Source organism: Shewanella sp. UCD-KL12 (assembly GCF_001957125.1).
In the GTDB taxonomy this organism is placed as follows: domain Bacteria; phylum Pseudomonadota; class Gammaproteobacteria; order Enterobacterales; family Shewanellaceae; genus Shewanella.
Genome location: NZ_MPHJ01000020.1, coordinates 41,807 through 59,615, shown reverse-complemented (window position 1 = coordinate 59,615; position 17,809 = coordinate 41,807). Strand labels below are relative to the sequence as shown.

Annotated in this window: 15 protein-coding genes; 9 read left to right on the top strand and 6 right to left on the bottom strand. The window is 43.7% G+C overall.

Translation table 11 applies throughout. The features are described from left to right. The first annotated feature begins 5 nt into the window (after positions 1–5). Positions 6–2,075, top strand: coding sequence for a glycine--tRNA ligase subunit beta (gene glyS, locus BM736_RS22345; RefSeq protein ID WP_076416450.1), 2,070 nt, complete (start codon positions 6–8; stop codon positions 2,073–2,075). Positions 2,076–2,157: 82 nt separating this feature from the next. On the opposite strand, the gene BM736_RS22340 is transcribed toward glyS, so the two are convergent. Further along, positions 2,158–3,225, bottom strand: coding sequence for an HDOD domain-containing protein (locus BM736_RS22340; RefSeq protein WP_076416447.1), 1,068 nt, complete (start codon positions 3,223–3,225; stop codon positions 2,158–2,160). Between the two features lie 134 nt (positions 3,226–3,359). Here BM736_RS22340 and pxpB point away from each other — a divergent pair, with 134 nt between their 5' ends. The 3 genes from pxpB (at position 3,360) to pxpA (ending at position 5,872) form a co-directional block, all read left to right on the top strand. Next, positions 3,360–4,064: a 5-oxoprolinase subunit PxpB gene (gene pxpB / locus BM736_RS22335; protein ID WP_076416444.1), complete on the top strand. Its 705-nt coding sequence runs from the start codon at positions 3,360–3,362 to the stop codon at positions 4,062–4,064. Continuing rightward, positions 4,061–5,005, top strand: a complete 945-nt coding sequence (locus BM736_RS22330; protein WP_076416442.1) for a biotin-dependent carboxyltransferase family protein — start codon at positions 4,061–4,063, stop codon at positions 5,003–5,005. Before pxpB ends, BM736_RS22330 begins: the two co-directional genes overlap by 4 nt. A 132-nt stretch (positions 5,006–5,137) precedes the next feature. Then, positions 5,138–5,872, top strand: coding sequence for a 5-oxoprolinase subunit PxpA (pxpA, locus tag BM736_RS22325; RefSeq protein ID WP_083700465.1), 735 nt, complete (start codon positions 5,138–5,140; stop codon positions 5,870–5,872). Here the strand turns inward: pxpA and BM736_RS22320 are convergent. From BM736_RS22320 to dnaA, 5 genes are all read right to left on the bottom strand, one after another. Then, positions 5,869–6,546, bottom strand: a complete 678-nt coding sequence (locus BM736_RS22320; RefSeq protein WP_076416439.1) for a hypothetical protein — start codon at positions 6,544–6,546, stop codon at positions 5,869–5,871. The two genes, pxpA and BM736_RS22320, sit on opposite strands and share 4 nt — an antisense overlap. A 246-nt stretch (positions 6,547–6,792) precedes the next feature. Then, positions 6,793–9,210 carry a DNA topoisomerase (ATP-hydrolyzing) subunit B gene (gene gyrB / locus BM736_RS22315; RefSeq protein ID WP_076416437.1) on the bottom strand — a complete coding sequence of 806 codons (2,418 nt, stop codon included), beginning with the start codon at positions 9,208–9,210 and terminating at the stop codon, positions 6,793–6,795. A gap of 16 nt (positions 9,211–9,226) precedes the next feature. Continuing rightward, entirely contained in the window at positions 9,227–10,309 is a 1,083-nt protein-coding gene (gene recF / locus BM736_RS22310) for a DNA replication/repair protein RecF (protein ID WP_076416434.1), read from the bottom strand. 290 nt (positions 10,310–10,599) lie between these two features. Beyond that, positions 10,600–11,700, bottom strand: coding sequence for a DNA polymerase III subunit beta (dnaN, locus tag BM736_RS22305; RefSeq protein WP_076416431.1), 1,101 nt, complete (start codon positions 11,698–11,700; stop codon positions 10,600–10,602). Positions 11,701–11,719: 19 nt separating this feature from the next. Then, positions 11,720–13,111, bottom strand: coding sequence for a chromosomal replication initiator protein DnaA (gene dnaA, locus BM736_RS22300; protein ID WP_076416428.1), 1,392 nt, complete (start codon positions 13,109–13,111; stop codon positions 11,720–11,722). A gap of 446 nt (positions 13,112–13,557) precedes the next feature. Between dnaA and rpmH the strand changes: the two genes are divergently transcribed. The 5 genes from rpmH (at position 13,558) to mnmE (ending at position 17,424) form a co-directional block, all read left to right on the top strand. After that, the gene (gene rpmH, locus BM736_RS22295; protein WP_076416426.1) at positions 13,558–13,695 is read left to right on the top strand and encodes a 50S ribosomal protein L34; all 138 of its coding nucleotides are present in this window, start codon (positions 13,558–13,560) and stop codon (positions 13,693–13,695) included. Between the two features lie 14 nt (positions 13,696–13,709). Next, positions 13,710–14,066, top strand: a complete 357-nt coding sequence (gene rnpA / locus BM736_RS22290) for a ribonuclease P protein component (RefSeq protein WP_143562465.1) — start codon at positions 13,710–13,712, stop codon at positions 14,064–14,066. Next, on the top strand, positions 14,033–14,290 hold the full coding sequence (gene yidD / locus BM736_RS22285; protein ID WP_076416421.1) for a membrane protein insertion efficiency factor YidD: 258 nt from the start codon (positions 14,033–14,035) through the stop codon (positions 14,288–14,290). The genes rnpA and yidD overlap by 34 nt, the downstream gene beginning before the upstream one ends. A 3-nt stretch (positions 14,291–14,293) precedes the next feature. After that, complete coding sequence (yidC, locus tag BM736_RS22280; protein ID WP_076416419.1) at positions 14,294–15,928, top strand: membrane protein insertase YidC; 1,635 nt, start codon at positions 14,294–14,296, stop codon at positions 15,926–15,928. Between the two features lie 134 nt (positions 15,929–16,062). Beyond that, positions 16,063–17,424, top strand: a complete 1,362-nt coding sequence (gene mnmE, locus BM736_RS22275; protein ID WP_076416416.1) for a tRNA uridine-5-carboxymethylaminomethyl(34) synthesis GTPase MnmE — start codon at positions 16,063–16,065, stop codon at positions 17,422–17,424. Positions 17,425–17,809: the final 385 nt, after the last annotated feature.

Sequence of the window (17,809 nt, the reverse complement as noted above, 5' to 3'; positions counted from 1 at the left end):
AACAGATGAATTTTGAAAACTTACTCATTGAAGTAGGCACCGAAGAGCTGCCACCTAAATCACTACGTAAGCTTGCCGAATCTTTCCTTAGCAACTTTACCGACGAACTAAAAAAGGCTGAACTGAGCTATGAGTCTGCAGTTTGGCATGCAGCCCCTCGCCGTTTAGCACTAAGCATTACTCAATTAGCAACAGCACAAGCTGATAAAGTCGTTGAAAAGCGTGGCCCTGCTGTGGCTCAGGCATTCGATTCCGATGGTAATCCAACTAAAGCTGCTATGGGCTGGGCTCGTGGTAACGGCATTACAGTAGAAGAAGCCGGGCGCCTTAAAACAGATAAAGGCGAATGGTTACTTCACCAAGCTAAAGTCGTCGGTGTTGAAACTAAAAGTCTTATCTCAGATATGACCCAAAATGCTTTAGATAAGCTGCCTATTCCAAAGCCTATGCGCTGGGGTAGTAGTAAAACACAATTTATCCGCCCTGTTCACACCATCACTATGCTATTAGGCAGTGAGGTTATTGACGGCGAGATACTTGGTATTAAATCAGGCCGCGTTATTCGTGGACACCGCTTTATGGGTCAAGCAAGTTTCGAGCTAGACCATGCCGACAACTACCTAACAGCACTAGAAGAGCAAGGTAAGGTATTGGTTGACTATCAAGCGCGTAAAGCAATCATCAAGGCCGATGCAGAAGCTGCCGCAGCTAAAATTGGTGGCGTTGCCGATCTTGAAGATGAGCTATTAGAGGAAGTGACCTCACTCGTTGAATGGCCAGTTGTACTAACGGCTAACTTTGAAGAAAAGTTCCTAGATGTGCCAGCCGAAGCCTTAGTTTACACCATGAAAGGTGACCAAAAGTACTTCCCTGTATTTGATAAAGCCGGTCAACTTCTACCTAACTTTATCTTCGTCACTAATATCATCTCTAAAGATCCTCAGGTGATTATTTCAGGTAATGAAAAGGTCGTTCGCCCTCGTCTTGCCGACGCTGAGTTTTTCTTCGAAACCGATAAAAAAGAGTCACTTGAATCACGACTTAGCTCACTTGAGACTGTCGTTTTTCAAAAGCAGCTGGGTACAATCAAGCAGCGTGTAGAGCGCATTTCACTGATGGCTGGTTTCATTGCCACCAGCATAGATGCAAATGCAGAAGAAGCATCACGCGCGGGCCTATTGTCTAAGTCAGACTTAATGACCAACATGGTTATGGAGTTCACAGACCTTCAAGGCACCATGGGTATGCACTACGCCCGTCTCAATGGTGAAACTGAAGCTGTTGCTGTTGCGCTGCAGGAGCAATATAAGCCTAAATTCTCTGGTGATACTGTGCCAACAGCACCTATCTCAGTATGTGTGGCATTAGCTGAGAAGCTTGATACTTTAGTCGGTATCTTCGGTATTGGCCAAGCACCAAAAGGCGCAGCCGATCCGTTTGCACTTCGCCGTGCAGCGATTGGTATTCTACGTATCTGTGTAGAAAATAACTTACCGCTGAACCTAGTTGACCTTATCGCTAAAGCGCAGGAGCTTCATGGTACTAGCCTTACCAATGATAAAGCGGCAGAGCAGGTACTTGAATTCTTCATGGGCCGTTTCCGTGCTTGGTACCAAGATCAAGGTGTGAGTGTGGACGTTATCCTTGCGGTTCTCGCTCGTCGCCCTACCGCTCCAGCCGATTTCGATAGCCGTATTAAGGCTGTTGCTCATTTTAGAACTTTAGAGCAGGCATCAGCGCTGGCAGCAGCAAACAAGCGTGTTTCTAACATATTGGCTAAAGTTGAAGGTGAGTTACCTGCAACTATTGATACTAGCTTACTTGTCGAAAGCGCTGAGAAAGCATTAGCTGAAAAGCTAAATGAACTACAGCCGAAACTAGCTCCTCTGTTTGCAGCTGCAAACTACCAAGAAGCGCTAGCACTACTTGCAGATCTTCGTGAAAGTGTTGATACCTTCTTCGAAGATGTCATGGTGATGGCAGATGATGAAGCACTGAAGAACAATCGTTTAGCGCTACTTTCTAGCCTACGCGAGCAGTTCCTACATGCAGCTGATATTTCATTACTGCAATAAAGTATCGAATTCCTAGACCTTAAAATCTAGGAACTCATACCTATCGCTTTATCAGACCAGTAGCTTTGCTACTGGTCTTTTTTTAAATTTCTTTTAACTGCTCATGCAAAATATCAAACTCTTCTCTACTCAAATCAGCATCTATTAGCAAACGTGTTAAACAGGCATTATCGAGTTTATTGGCTTGAAACAACATAGAGCATTCACTGATCAAATTAGCGCGCCAAACGACAGCCGCTAATGGCTCTACTGGCTGAGAGGTCGTATTTGCTAATAAGCTCAGGGAGGACTCAAAACGTTTCGGCAGTTGCCAACACTGAACTAATAATGCACTTAAGGTCAGTGATTTAGTTGTCATTACCTGCCTAAACAACCATGAGTTAGGCTGCTCGCCTGGCTCGGCATGGTGAAAGGCATCCAATAACATCTTAAAAATGGCAATTTTACCGACATCGTGAAGTAACCCCAGCATAAATGCCGTTTCTTGATCTTCTTCAGAAAGGTGTTGTGCCAACTGCACACTAAGGGAAGCAACCTGCATAGAATGACGCCAAACCTGTAAACCAAAGCGTCTATAATAGATGGGCTTAATTGCTATCATCTCTCGCACTAAACAAGTACTGACATAACGACGTAGTTGCTCCCTGCCTAGCTGTACAAACGCTTGTTGTAAGCTAGTGATCTCTTTTTCACTACGCTTGAATGCTGGTGAATTGCATAACTTCAGCAGCTCAACACTTAACACTGGATCTTGCTGAATAAGCTCAACTAAATCATTAGTGTCTGCATTATTATCCGCAAGGTACCTATCTAGTTCAGCCATGCGAGTTGGCAGCTTAAGTACATTTTCAGCGATCTCTTGAGGTGAAGATAACGCAAGCTCAACATCACTAATGATATTTCTTTCTAAATTATTAGCCACACCACCTGTGTCAGCGGTCTTGGCTGGAAATAATAAGCTGTAGAACAACGCTGAGATATCGACTGAATCAGTAACAATTGCCTCTTCAACCACAGCCTTGCTGACAGGCTTTACTGAGACCTGCTCAATTTTTTGTTGAACCGAGCGATCTTGGCTAAAGCCTTTTGGCCGCGACAATGAAGTTTTCTCTCTAATATTAAAGAGTTTTTTAAATAAGGTTTTAACCAATTTATATGACCGGGTTGATGAATAAATACAGTGCAATAAGTGCTTTACAGATAACGAAGCGCAGTTTATCGGGTTACAAACCTATTTTTAAGTATTATCCTGCATCTAAGGACTAACTAATCAAGAAGTGAGCGATGAACCAGACACAAAAACCTAAGTTATTCCGACTCGGTGAAAAAGCTCTGGTTTTAGATTGCACCTCCCTAACGGGGGCTGAATCTGAACTTACTATTCAGAGTAAGATTTGGTGCCTATCTGCTCGCTGTCATGAAAGTGATGACTTTGAAGATATTGTTCCAGGTAATAACAACCTGACCCTCTTTCTAAAAAGTAACAAGCAAGTGCCCTTCTGGTACAACCAATTACTGCAGCTTTGGCATAAGACAAGCATTCAACATAAGCCAGGTACATTGATAAAAATACCCGTTATCTACGGTGGAGAGTATGGGCCAGACCTTATGAATGTCGCCGAACACAACCAAATTCAGCCCGAAGAGGTGATAGCTATTCACTCTTCAATACAGTACCAAGTCTTATTTCTCGGCTTCCAACCTGGCTTTCCCTATCTTTCAGGGCTTGATAAACGTCTTTTCACTCCGAGACTAGCAACTCCAAGGCTCTCTATTCCAGCGGGTTCTGTTGGTATTGGCGGAGAGCAAACAGGTATTTACCCAGCACAGTCGCCCGGTGGCTGGCAACTGATAGGTCGAAGTTTTACACCTCTGTTTGATCAAACCCAAGCTCAGCCATCTTTACTCTCTCCTGGTGACACAGTGCAGTTTATTCCCGCTGAATCACTAGATGAGATAGAAGATAAGTACTCAGGATTAAACCTATGATTGAGATAATCGAGCCAGGCTTTCAGACCACAATTCAAGACTTAGGGCGAACAGGGTTTCGTCATTTAGGCGTTCCGGTATCAGGCGCTCTAGATCGGCAAGCACTAATGCTTGCCAACCGATTAACAGGCAATCAAGACACTTCTGCAGCCCTAGAGCTCACAGCTGGCAACCTCGCCATTAAATTCCATAGAGACGCCTGGTTTACCCTTACAGGTGCGCAATATAAGATAAAAATCGGCAATAGAGATATTTGGCAAGGTTGGCGCAATAGAATAAAAGCGGGAGAGACACTTATTTTGCGTGGCCCAAGCTCAGGGAGGCATGCTTACCTAGCAATAGATGGTGGCATAGATACTCCAGCCTATTTAGGCTCACGCTCAACATCACTCAACTTTACGGCCCTCAGCAATAACAACTGTAACAATAACTGTAATAATGTCAGCAGTTTGCAGAAAGGAGATAAGTTAGCACTGGGTGAGCAGCAAAGAGTATCTAAGCCAATTGGAGCTGTACAGCGTGGCTATACCAATGAGATCCGTGCCCTTCCTGGGCCTGAGATGTCACTATTTACCGATATAGCCCGTAAGACCTTCTGGAGTAGCCAATGGCAAGTCAGCAATGATTGTAATCGTATGGGAGCCCGGCTTTTAGGTGAGCCCCTGCAACTAGAGTCTCCAACAGAACTCAAATCACATGCCGTAATGCCCGGTGTCATCCAAGTTCCGCCATCGGGACAACCCATAGCTCTGCTTGCCGATGCTCAAACAACGGGTGGCTACCCTAAAATTGCCACCATTATCGAAGCCGATCTCTGGAAGTTAGCGCAAACTAGGCCTGGCGAAAAAGTAAGGTTTATCCATGTTAGTCCCAATCAAGCTGATGACGCGAACTATGAGTGGGAGCAATACTTTCATAGGCTTAAAATAGCGATGAGTTAGATGTAAAAGCTATAAATAAAGCCAAGCTGACGACTAATATAATGTATCGAGTGGGAGCAATGCTTCCACAGACTTCAGGTAGCATTAGACTCTTGTAGCTCGTAAATAATACTTCAAGAATAAGGATATACGGTGAAGCTAAATTCGAGAAACTACCCTATCGACCTCAATGCCGATCTCGGTGAAGGTGGTCAACATGACGAAGCGCTATTACAATTGATTACCTCGGCTAATATCGCCTGTGGTGGCCATACGGGTGATAAACAAACAATGGAGAAAACAGTCAAATTAGCACATCACCATATCGTCAATATTGGTGCCCACCCCAGCTTTCCAGATAGAGAACATTTTGGCCGGAAAGTAATGACAATAACAGACACAGCACTAACAGACTCTTTATACCAACAAATATCTAGCCTAAAGGCCGTATGTGATGCTGTGGGCGCCAAACTGTTCCACGTGAAACCTCACGGTGCACTTTATAATCAAGCGGCCTACAGTGAGCGTTTAGGACATGTTTTAATTAATGTTATAAAAAAAATAGACCCAAATCTAAGTTTGATGGTCCTTGCTTCTAGCCCACTTGTCGGACTCGCAAAACATCACGGATTAACCGTTATCGAAGAAGCTTTTGCAGATCGTGCTTACTTAACTGATGGTTCTTTGGCTTCCAGAGGCCAAGCTGGAGCGGTGATTGAGGATGCTGAGCAAGTATTGAAGCAGGTCGAAAAGCTCATAAAGCAACAAGCTATCACCACTCTAGATGGCAATGATATCGTTATTTCAGCAAATAGCATCTGCCTACATGGAGATAATGAGCACGCTCTTAACTATGCCAAGCTGATATCTGACAAGCTAGCTATTTAGCGCTTAGAGTAAGTTAGCACTATATCCCCACTACTCATGCTTGCAAAATCGACGTCCAGTTCGGGATGACTATGCTGAAACTGTTCAAGGTAATCGCGAGCAAAAGCGATTGAGTCGTGGCTTGCTCTTACTAAGCAAGTCGTTTCTTTGCAGTAGTGATAATTTACGTTCAGCAGCTCGAATAAGCCGCCCCAATTATTGCTATATGGCTCATCTATCTCATTAAACTCAGCAACACGTAACTCGATATACTGATCCGGGTCATCAAACATCAAATCATTCAGCGAGGGAGGTGTAGCAATAAAATGGGGATCACCATCATTTTCCTTATAAAAGTAAACGATACCCGCTTCTACAAATGGCCCACTTTCCTTCAGATACTTTGCATATAACCTCTGAAAATTTTTATCTGAACTATCAATATTAAAAGAGCGAATTACGACTCTCTCTTCTTCATCGACCTCAATCGATTCATCCACAATTTGTGGTACGACATTAGCCTCTATCAATATTTCATCATGCGATGGCTCATGACTTTGTTGCTTACTAAGAGCTGTAACTAGAGGAGCAGGCGCTAAGGTAGCTTGCTCTGCATCGCCATAAAAATTGAAGAGATAGGCAGACATAACCAGCGAAATAGCTATGACTAAAATGAGTAACTGAGGTGGTTTCATCTTCGATATCCCTTTCGTAGACAATTAGTTATCACATAAACTAAGTAAAACTTCCTACTAAGTAAAGCAATGAATGGTATGTATGATCAGACTGCCAAGCTCTTTGGGGATAAGTACTCTGACTATCAAGGATGATAGGAATGCACAGAGATGTAGGAACATCTCCCGCCATGTACAAAAAAGCCCCGGATTTCTCCAGGGCTTAGGTTTTACTTATCGCTTATAACTTACAGCTTAAGGCAGCTGTTAAACATCCAAGTTCGCTACATTTAGTGCGTTCTCTTCAATGAAGTTACGACGCGGCTCAACATGATCACCCATCAAACAGGTAAACAGTTGATCTGCTGCAATAGCATCTTCAATCGTTACAACAAGCATGCGGCGTGTTTCAGGATCCATAGTGGTTTCCCAAAGCTGCTCTGGGTTCATCTCACCCAGTCCCTTATAACGTTGAATATAAAGGCCACGCTTAGAGTCATTCATCAACCAGTTAAGTGCTTCAACGAATGTAGAAACCTCTTTAACTCGCTCACCACGTTTAACATAACCACCTTCAACGATTAGACCTTCAAGGGCTTCAGCTAGCTTAACCATACGCTCGTAGTCACTTGATGTAAGGAACTCGTAGGTAAACAGGAAGCAAGTGTCTATACCATGCTTACGAATGGTGATATTCGGTAGATAAACTTGACGCTCTGGATCAAGAATTGGCTCAGCATTATAGATAACACCACCCGATTCTTTTTCTGTTAAGTCAGCAATATATGCATCACACCACTGTTTAACTTTAGCTTCATCAGCCATCACTTCTGCACTCAATGCTGGGTGATATAGCATACGCTCAGTGAGTAGCGTTGGGTAACGTAGGTCGATACGCTCGAAGATTGACTCGACTTCACGGTACTGATAAACCAACTTTTCAAGTGGTGCGCCAGACATAGCTGGAGCATCTGCAGTAGCATGAATTTCACCACCATCTAGTGCTAAGTTAGTTAAGAACTCAGTTAATGCTGGATCATCTTTAAGGTATTGCTCTTGCTTACCTTTCTTCACCTTATATAGCGGCGGCTGAGCGATATACACATAGCCACGTTCAATAAGTTCAGGCATCTGACGGAAGAAGAAGGTCAATAGCAAGGTACGAATGTGCGAGCCATCGACGTCGGCATCGGTCATGATAACGATGTTATGGTAACGCGTCTTATCAGGATCGTATTCATCACGGCCAATACCACAACCTAGTGCGGTGATCAGCGTCGCGACCTCTTGAGAAGAGAGCATCTTATCGAAGCGTGCCTTCTCAACGTTCAAGATCTTACCTTTAAGCGGAAGAATCGCTTGGTTCTTACGGTTACGCCCCTGCTTGGCGCTACCGCCAGCAGAGTCCCCTTCCACTATGTATATTTCAGAAAGCGCAGGGTCTTTCTCTTGGCAATCGGCAAGTTTACCTGGCAGACCACCTAAATCTAATGCGCCTTTACGACGAGTCATTTCGCGAGCTTTACGCGCCGCTTCACGAGCACGAGCCGCGTCGATAATTTTACCAACAATCAATTTAGCTTCGTTTGGATGCTCCATTAGGTAGTCACCTAACTGTTCACCCATAGTCTGCTCAACAGCAGATTTAACTTCACTAGAAACTAATTTGTCTTTGGTCTGAGAGCTGAACTTAGGATCAGGCACTTTCACAGAGATAACCGCAGTCAAACCTTCACGGGCATCATCACCCGTCGCGCCAGTTTTGCCTTTCTTGTTGTAACCTTCACGCTCCATGTAAGTGTTAAGGTTACGGGTCAAGGCGCCACGGAAGCCAGCAAGGTGAGTACCACCATCACGCTGAGGGATGTTATTGGTAAAACAGAAGATATTCTCCTGGAAACCATCATTCCACTGCATAGCCACTTCTACGGTTATGCCATCTTCACGCTCTTGGTTGAAGTGGAACACCTCTTTGTTGACTGGTGTTTTGTTAACGTTAAGGTAGTCAACGAAAGCACTGATACCACCATCGTACTTGAAGAACTCATCACGATTATCACGCTCATCAATAAGACGAACACCAACCCCTGAGTTAAGGAACGAAAGTTCACGAACACGTTTGGCTAAAATATCGAAATGGAACTGCACATCGGTGAAGGTCTCTTCACTTGGCCAGAAACGAATTTCAGTACCGGTATTAGTTGCATCACCGATAACCTTAATAGGCTCATTCGGTTCGCCATGAGTGTAAAACTGCTCATAAAGCTTACCTTCGCGACGAATCGTCAACTGTAGCTTGTGAGACAGTGCGTTTACAACTGAAACACCAACACCGTGAAGACCACCAGAAACCTTGTATGAGTTATCATCGAACTTACCACCAGCGTGGAGTACCGTCATAATAACTTCGGCTGCTGAGATCCCCTCTTCTGGGTGAATCTCAACAGGAATACCACGACCATCATCTTTTACCGATACTGAACCATCGGCATGGATAGTGATGATAACGTCATTACAATGGCCCGCTAAGGCTTCATCGATTGAGTTATCGACTACTTCGAATACCATATGATGTAGACCAGTGCCGTCGTCGGTATCACCGATATACATCCCTGGTCTCTTCCGTACTGCATCAAGGCCTTTTAGTACCTTAATACTGGAAGAATCGTAACTGTTCTCTGACATATTATTCTCTCGTCGGTTATTCAATTACCGTTACACGACCGTGTTCCACATGGAACGTCTTGCTCGGCGGCGTGATTAACGAATCTAGTATCGCTGCAGGGTCGATGGCGGTGACAAATACTTGTGCACCTGTGTCGATTAACTGCTGCAGCAACAGCTGTCTGTGCTTTGCATCCAATTCTGCTGGAAGATCATCCACCAGATAAATACTGTTCTTATCTATTTGTTGTTTTAGCAACTTTCCCTGTGCAATACGCAGTGCACAGACTAACAATTTCAATTGGCCCCGGGATAAAGCATCCTGTACCGGCAAGGTACCTACACGTAATCTCAAGTCTGCTTTATGGGGTCCACTACCGGTATTACCGCTAGCAAGATCTCTAGGATATTGCGTCTCTAACAAGTCTGCGTAATCAGTTTTACTATCCCAGCCTCGGGTAAAGGAAACCTTCACATCTACCTGAGGTAAAAACTCTCCGATTATACCCTTAAGTAGCTCATTTAACGAGTTTACATATCGAGTTCTTATATCGGTCACGACTTCAGAGTATCGAACTAACTCTTTGTCCCAGAATTGAATTTGGGAATAGTTAACCTCATTTTTAAGTAGCTGATTTCGCTGCTTTAAAATCCGTTTAACATTGACCCAAGCTAAATGAAAGTTTCTGTCAGTATGAAAGGCGCCCCAATCAATAAACTGGCGTCTAGATTTAGGCCCTTCAAACAACAAGGCAAAACTCTCAGGAGTGATCACCTGTATCGGTAATGACTCAGCTAACGTCGATAAGCGCTTTACTTTATCGCCATCAATCTTGACTTCGGTTTCACCGCTACGAAAGCGTCTTAATCCGATTTTACTCTCTTTTTCCAGTACTGATAAATTGGCAAACAAGGTCAACTTATCATCAGCATGCTGTATCACTCGCTGTGAAAGGTGACTCCGAAAAGAGCGACCCATCCCCAGAAAGTAGATCGCCTCTAAGATACTGGTTTTTCCACTGCCATTTTGGCCGTAAATCAGATTAATTCCTTCACTAGGCAGCAGTTGAGCAGAAACGATATTCCGAAATGTTTCAATATGAAGACGCGTCAGACTCATTTAAGGCTCATTAGTCGCTTATCTAGCAAACTAACTAAATATCCAGCTATCAATATGAAAAAACATAAGAAAAGTGGTCTATTTTGTTAGGTTAAAAAAATTAAAATAGCCAAGAAGATTAGCATATCTGCAAGCCACATCAAAGCGCATATTTGCGACATATTTAGCTAAAAAACAAGGGGCTATTTGAATCAAGAGTGGAAATGGTAAAACAAGAAAATGTGGAAATAAAAAAGGCTGTATTAACAGCCTTTTAAATGATTTATTCTTTCAACTTAGTCCAATGAAGACTAGAGCCTCATCGGCATCACGACATACATAGAATCTTCTTCGATATGATTTTCTATCAATGCGCTAGAGTTACCGTCTATAAGTGTAATGCGCACATCGTCTGAAGGCAGATTATTGAGTACATCGAGTAGATAACTCACATTAAAACCAATCTCTAATGGGGTATTTTCATATTCGATATCGAGTATCTCTTCCGCTTCCTCCTGCTCAGGATTATTCGCGGTGATTTTAATCAAGTTATTTTCGAGCTGTACGCGCACGCCACGAAACTTTTCATTAGAAAGAATAGAGGCACGAAGCAGGGCTTGTTTCAGCTGATTACGGCTAGCTATAACAACTTTATCGCCACCTTTAGGTAAAACTCGACGATAATCAGGGAAGCGCCCATCAACCAACTTACTGGTTAACACAGCACTTGCTGTGGTTGCACGTATAGCATTGTCACCGATAGCTATGGTGACCTCTAGCTCTTCACCTTCAAACAAACGTTGTAGCTCAACCACGCCTTTGCGAGGCACAATCACCTGCTTCTCGGGTAAGGTATCTTCAATTGGGCGATGACTGAGGGCTAAACGGTGCCCATCGGTTGCGATAGCGCGTAGTACATTACCTTCGGTCTCTAGTAAAAGACCATTGAGGTAGTAACGTACATCTTGGTTTGCCATCGAGAACTGGGTCGCATCTATCAACGACTTTAACGTACCCTGTTTAAGAGTAAATTCGATGTCAGACTGGAAAGCTTCGACATTAGGATACTCTTCTGCAGGAAGTGTGGCTAACGTGAAACGGCTTCGACCCGATCTAAGCAGCAAACGATTCTCTTGCTGCTCTATTTTTAATTCAACTTGATCAGGAAGAGATTTAACAATATCGAGGAATTTCTTAGCTGGGACCGTGGTACGCCCCTCTTGAATGTCACCCTCAAGCTGTACTTGTCCGACTAACTCAACTTCTAGGTCGGTACCTGTCATCTTAAGTGAGTGACCACTCACTTCAACTAAAAGGTTTGCCAGAATAGGCAAGTTATGTCGTCTCTCCACCGCGCCATTAACTAATTGCAGCGGCTTTAATAGGGCATCCCTATCAATTGAAAATTTCATCAGTTTCAATTCCCTGATTCTACGAAGAAAGAGTACGGATTAAGTTAGCATAATCCTCTTTAATGTCATGACTTTCTTCACGCAACTGTGCAATTTTACGACATGCATGCAGAACAGTTGTATGATCACGACCACCAAAGGCATCACCAATTTCAGGCAAACTCTGGTTTGTAAGCTCTTTAGACAATGCCATTGCAACTTGACGAGGTCTGGCAACACTGCGTGAACGGCGCTTTGAAAGCATATCAGCCATCTTGATCTTGTAATATTCAGCAACTGTCTTCTGAATATTATCAATCGTCACTAACTTCTCTTGCAGTGCCAATAGATCTCTCAACGCTTCACGCACAAAGTCGATAGTAATTGGACGACCTGTAAAGTTGGCGTTAGCAATAACACGGTTTAACGCCCCCTCAAGTTCACGGACGTTTGAGCGCAGACGTTTTGCAATAAAGAAGGCGACTTCATCAGGTAGGTTGATCCCACTCTCTTGAGCCTTACGCATCAAGATCGCGACTCGAGTCTCTAACTCAGGTGGCTCAATCGCAACCGTTAAGCCCCAACCAAAACGAGACTTAAGACGATCTTCTACGCCATCGATCTCTTTTGGATACTTATCTGAGGTCAAAATGATCTGATGATTACCCTCTAAAAGCGCGTTGAAGGTATGGAAGAACTCTTCCTGGGATCTGTCTTTATTAGCAAAGAATTGAATATCATCGATAAACAGCGCATCAACACTACGGTAATAACGCTTAAACTCTTCAATGGCATTATTTTGTAATGCCTTAACCATATCCTGTACAAACCTTTCGGAGTGCATATACACAACTTTGGCATTGGGATTATTTTTAATAATGCCATTACCTACCGCATGTAACAGGTGAGTCTTACCTAAACCTGTTCCCCCGTAGAGGAATAACGGGTTATAGGCACCACCAGGGTTCTCCGCGACTTGCAGAGCAGCAGCTTTACCAAGTTGGTTTGACTTACCCTCAACGAAGTTATCAAACTGATAAGTCAGATTAATATTACTTCTATGGTTGGCCGCAACAGCGGGCTCAGGCGTATTTACATTAAATGAAGTTTTACTCGGCTTGCTACGAGGTTCAGCTTTCGGGCTACTTATAACCGCTGGAGAAGCTTGAACAGGACGAGGCGCAGCAGGCTTGCTACCAATATCAAAGCGCAACTTAGGGGCATCGCTACCCATCTGCTCAGTAAAGAACTGATTAATGATATTAATGTATTTGTCTCTAACCCAGTCGAGAACGAAGCGATTTGGCGCGTAGAGAACAAGAGTGTCTCCATCCATTTCTGCTTGTAACGGCCTGATCCACATGCTGAATTGCTGAGCTGAAAGCTCATCTTGTAGTCGTCCGATACATTGCTGCCAAAGTGAAACCGCCACGTACTTATCCCCAAAAGGTCATGTAAAGAGGTGTATTCTATAGTGAGATCACTAGGATCGCTATCCTTATAATATAATTATCCCCAGATAGATCACCTTTCGCAGAATATACCGATCCAAAAGGATCTGTCGCGATCCTCGTTTTTATAAAAAGCGTCAAAACCAGCTTTATTAAGCGATCCAGATCGATCTATAATTACAACCTCTAGATCGGTTAAATGATCACTGGATCCACAAGATGTAGTGGTCATACACAGAGTTATCCACACATTCTGGTGCCTTTGGATAAATCGGCTAGTAAATAAAAGGCTAGAATTTTGTCACTTAATGCGTTTGCTTGTTGACGGGCAAACTTAAAGTGATTACAATTCGGCCTCTTTTTTGCCCCTATTCCTCATTACGAGGGTTTGGGTTTTGTTCAACTTACACAAAGACGGATTGCCAAAATGAGTAAACGTACTTTTCAACCAAGCAACCTAAAGCGTAAGCGTTCTCACGGATTCCGCGCTCGTATGGCTACAGTTGGAGGCCGTAAGGTCCTAGCTCGTCGTCGTGCTAAAGGTCGCGCTCAACTTTCTGCTTAATAGTAGAGATGCAAGTGACTAGCTATACCTTTACGCGGGAGTTACGTTTGTTAACTCCCGCGCAATTTAAATCTGTATTTACCAAACCCATCAAAGCTTCTTCAGCTGAAATCACTTTACTTGCTATTCCAAACTCAGAGCAACATCCACGTATTGGATTAACTGTTGCAAAACGTTTTGTAAAGAAGGCCCATCAGCGAAATCAAATTAAACGTATCATCAGAGATAACTTTCGTTTGCATCAGCACGAACTACCTCCACTTGATATTGTTGTTTTGGTCAGAAATGGCGTGGTAGAGATGGACAATGCAGAGCTCCATAAATTGGTAGAAAAGCTATGGCGAAAACTTACTCGCCGTTACAATGGCTAGCAACCACGATTATTCGTGGCTACCAAATCTTCATCAGTCCCCTTTTGGGGGCTAATAAGTGCCGCTTTCATCCAACATGCTCATTTTACGCAATCGAAGCCATTCGTTTGCATGGATTTGTAAAAGGCTGTTGGCTTACAGCAAAACGCGTATTAAAATGTCACCCTTTACATCCGGGCGGTATCGACCCCGTCCCCCCAAAAAAACACAGGTGTAATAAATAGGCTATGGAATCTCAACGCAATATATTGCTTATCGGTCTGCTTTTTGTCAGTTTTTTACTATGGCAACAGTGGCAGATGGATCAAGCTCCACAGCAAGTGGCTACTGAATCAACTTCAGTTTCTACTTCATCAAACGCTACAAACGCGCACAGTTCTGATGTTCCAGATGCCGATTCTGCGCTTCCAGCTGCAGTTGTCGCTTCTAAAGAGTTGATTACAGTAAACACCGACCAGTTAATCCTTAAGATTAACCCTATCGGTGGTGATATCGTTTACTCAGCACTTGTTGAGCACAAGCTTGAACTAGATAACGACGAACCATTTGTCCTTCTAGAGCAAACAAACGATATTAACTACATTGCTCAAAGTGGTCTTATTGGCCGTAATGGTATCGATAGCAGCACTAAAGGACGTGCCCACTTTGACAGTGCGTCACGTGAGTACACTTTAGCTTCAGGTCAGGACACGCTCGAAGTGCCTTTGACATATGTTGCTGAAAACGGCGCTAAGTACACTAAGTTATTTATCTTCCACCGTGGCCAATTCAAAGTTGATGTTGATTATGTAATTAACAACACCACTGACAAGCAGCTACAAGTGCAGATGTACGGTCAGATTAAGCACAGCATCAAGAAAAGTGAAAGTAGCATGATGATGCCTACTTATCGTGGTGCCGCTTTCTCAACTCAAGACACGCGTTACGAGAAGTACAGCTTTGACGATATGGCTGACAAAAACCTAGATAAGAAAACATTAGGTGGTTGGGCAGCAATGCTACAACACTACTTTGTTTCTGCCTGGGTACCACCAGCGAATGATCAAAACATCATCTTCTCTAGCATCAGTGCTGGCGGCCAAGCGAATATCGGTTTCCGCGGTGCAATCTATGATGTCGCACCAGGTGCAACTCAAGCAATTAACTCTGAGTTTTATGTTGGTCCTAAAGATCAAAAAGCCCTTTCTGAAATTTCAGACTCGCTTAACTTAGTAGTAGATTATGGCTTCCTTTGGTGGTTAGCTGTACCAATCTACAAATTGCTAATGTTCTTCCAGTCTTTAGTCACTAACTGGGGTGTGGCGATTATCTTAATCACACTAACCGTTCGTGGTGTGCTGTATCCGCTAACTAAAGCGCAATACACCTCTATGGCTAAGATGCGTAACTTACAGCCTAAGCTTGCTGAGATGAAAGAGCGTTTTGGTGATGACCGTCAGAAGATGGGTCAAGCTATGATGGAGCTGTATAAGAAAGAGAAAGTTAACCCTATGGGTGGCTGTCTACCTATCTTATTACAGATGCCTATCTTCATCGCACTTTACTGGGTACTGCTTGAAAGTGTTGAACTACGTCATGCACCATTCATGCTATGGATCACCGATTTATCGGTACAAGATCCATACTATGTGATGCCTATTCTTATGGGTATCTCTATGTTCGTGATGCAGAAGATGCAGCCAATGGCACCTACTATGGACCCAATGCAAGTTAAGATGATGCAATGGATGCCTGTAGTATTTACCGTCTTCTTCCTGTGGTTCCCTGCAGGTCTAGTTCTATACTGGTTGATTGGTAACTTAGTTGCTATCACACAGCAGAAGATCATCTATGCTGGTTTGGAGAAAAAAGGTCTTAAATAGGTCTTAAACTCCAACTAAGAAAAAGCGGTTAATACTTAGTATTGACCGCTTTTTGCTTTTTATGAGAGACCGTCCTTTATGGGCCCAGTCACTTTTAATAAGCTTTTCAATATTCAAATGTAGGAATCACAGTAATGACAACAGATACTATCGTGGCACAAGCAACCGCTCCAGGGCGTGGTGGTGTAGGTATCATTCGTATTTCAGGGGATCAAGCCAGCGACGTTGCTATGGCAATACTGGGCCATATCCCTAAAACACGTTATGCAGATTACTGTGATTTTAAAGATGCCGATGGCAAAGTTATTGACCAAGGTATTGCACTTTACTTTCAAGGTCCCAACTCCTTTACCGGTGAAGACGTATTAGAGCTGCAGGGCCATGGCGGCCAAATCGTTCTCGATATGTTGATCAAGCGAGTCATGGAAACCGAAGGACTACGTATTGCTAAGCCTGGTGAATTTAGCGAACAAGCCTTTATGAACGACAAGCTTGACCTAACTCAAGCTGAAGCGATTGCCGATCTCATTGATGCAACCAGTGAACAAGCCGCTAAGAGCGCCCTGAACTCGCTACAAGGAGAGTTCTCTACTCAGATACATGAACTTGTCGATCAGGTCACCAACTTGCGCTTATACGTCGAGGCAGCGATTGACTTCCCCGATGAAGAGGTCGACTTCCTGTCTGACGGTAAAATTGCTGGTTCACTTAATCGAATTATTACCAAACTAGACTCAGTTCAGGCGAGTGCCAAGCAAGGTTCTATTATCCGAGAAGGGATGAAAGTGGTCATCGCTGGACGCCCTAATGCAGGGAAATCTAGCTTACTAAATGCCCTAGCAGGTAAAGAGTCTGCCATTGTTACCGAAATTGCCGGTACAACCCGCGACGTGCTACGAGAGCATATTCACTTAGATGGCATGCCACTGCATATCATAGACACTGCAGGATTACGTGATACCTCAGATACCGTAGAGCAGATAGGCATCGAACGTGCCTGGAGTGAGATAGAAACAGCCGATCAAGTCTTGTTTATGGTCGATGGTACAACAACTAATGCAGTCGACCCACACGAGATTTGGCCAGATTTTATTGACAGGCTTCCTGCCCGCTTAGGCATCACGGTAGTGCGCAATAAAGCAGATATTACTGGTGAGTCATTAGATGTAACAGAAGATCATGGTCATAGCGTATTCCGTATATCAGCTAAAACAGGCTTAGGTGTAGATTCTGTTAAACAACACCTAAAATCACTCATGGGTTACCAAAGTAACCTTGAGGGCGGCTTTATCGCACGTCGACGTCATTTAGAAGCCTTAGACCTCGCTACTAGCCACTTGATGCTAGGAAAAGAGCAACTAGAGGTCTACCAAGCCGGAGAGCTACTTGCCGAAGAGTTACGTATGACTCAACTCGCACTGTCAGAGATCACCGGTAAATTTACTTCAGATGATCTACTCGGAAAGATCTTTAGCTCCTTCTGTATAGGGAAGTAATTGTAATAAGGCCCTAGGATCTATCTCCTAGGGCATAGACAAAGAGAGACGCTTTGCTGTTCGATGGGCTCCGCCCTGATGACGCTATGGTATTTCAAACTCCTAAGGCTACTAAAACCCAGGCCTTAGGTACCTAGCTCGAAGCTAGATTCTGAAACGAGTTAAGAATGACAGCTTACTTTTCAACTCAGATATTCCTTATCTTTCTGAATACGTAAATCCTTAGTGATTCCTACATGCTTTAATCATTTGTCATTCCGGCACGCTGTTGGCCGGAATCTAGATTTTACTTATAGGATCCAGGTAAAGAACAACGCTTCGCTTTTCGATGATCTTCCCTCCAGTTAAAGCTAAAAGTACGCTTCGATAAAAACAGATCCTTAGC

Bases quoted from the DNA above. Each gene is read 5' to 3' on its own strand.
- glyS (WP_076416450.1), top strand. From the start codon at position 6: ATGAATTTTGAAAACTTACTCATTGAAGTAGGCACCGAAGAGCTGCCA.
- gyrB (WP_076416437.1), bottom strand. From the start codon at position 9,210: ATGTCAGAGAACAGTTACGATTCTTCCAGTATTAAGGTACTAAAAGGC.
- BM736_RS22330 (WP_076416442.1), top strand. From the start codon at position 4,061: ATGATTGAGATAATCGAGCCAGGCTTTCAGACCACAATTCAAGACTTA.
- mnmE (WP_076416416.1), top strand. From the start codon at position 16,063: ATGACAACAGATACTATCGTGGCACAAGCAACCGCTCCAGGGCGTGGT.
- yidD (WP_076416421.1), top strand. From the start codon at position 14,033: ATGGCGAAAACTTACTCGCCGTTACAATGGCTAGCAACCACGATTATT.
- rpmH (WP_076416426.1), top strand. From the start codon at position 13,558: ATGAGTAAACGTACTTTTCAACCAAGCAACCTAAAGCGTAAGCGTTCT.
- recF (WP_076416434.1), bottom strand. From the start codon at position 10,309: ATGAGTCTGACGCGTCTTCATATTGAAACATTTCGGAATATCGTTTCT.
- pxpB (WP_076416444.1), top strand. From the start codon at position 3,360: ATGAACCAGACACAAAAACCTAAGTTATTCCGACTCGGTGAAAAAGCT.
- dnaN (WP_076416431.1), bottom strand. From the start codon at position 11,700: ATGAAATTTTCAATTGATAGGGATGCCCTATTAAAGCCGCTGCAATTA.
- yidC (WP_076416419.1), top strand. From the start codon at position 14,294: ATGGAATCTCAACGCAATATATTGCTTATCGGTCTGCTTTTTGTCAGT.
- BM736_RS22320 (WP_076416439.1), bottom strand. From the start codon at position 6,546: ATGAAACCACCTCAGTTACTCATTTTAGTCATAGCTATTTCGCTGGTT.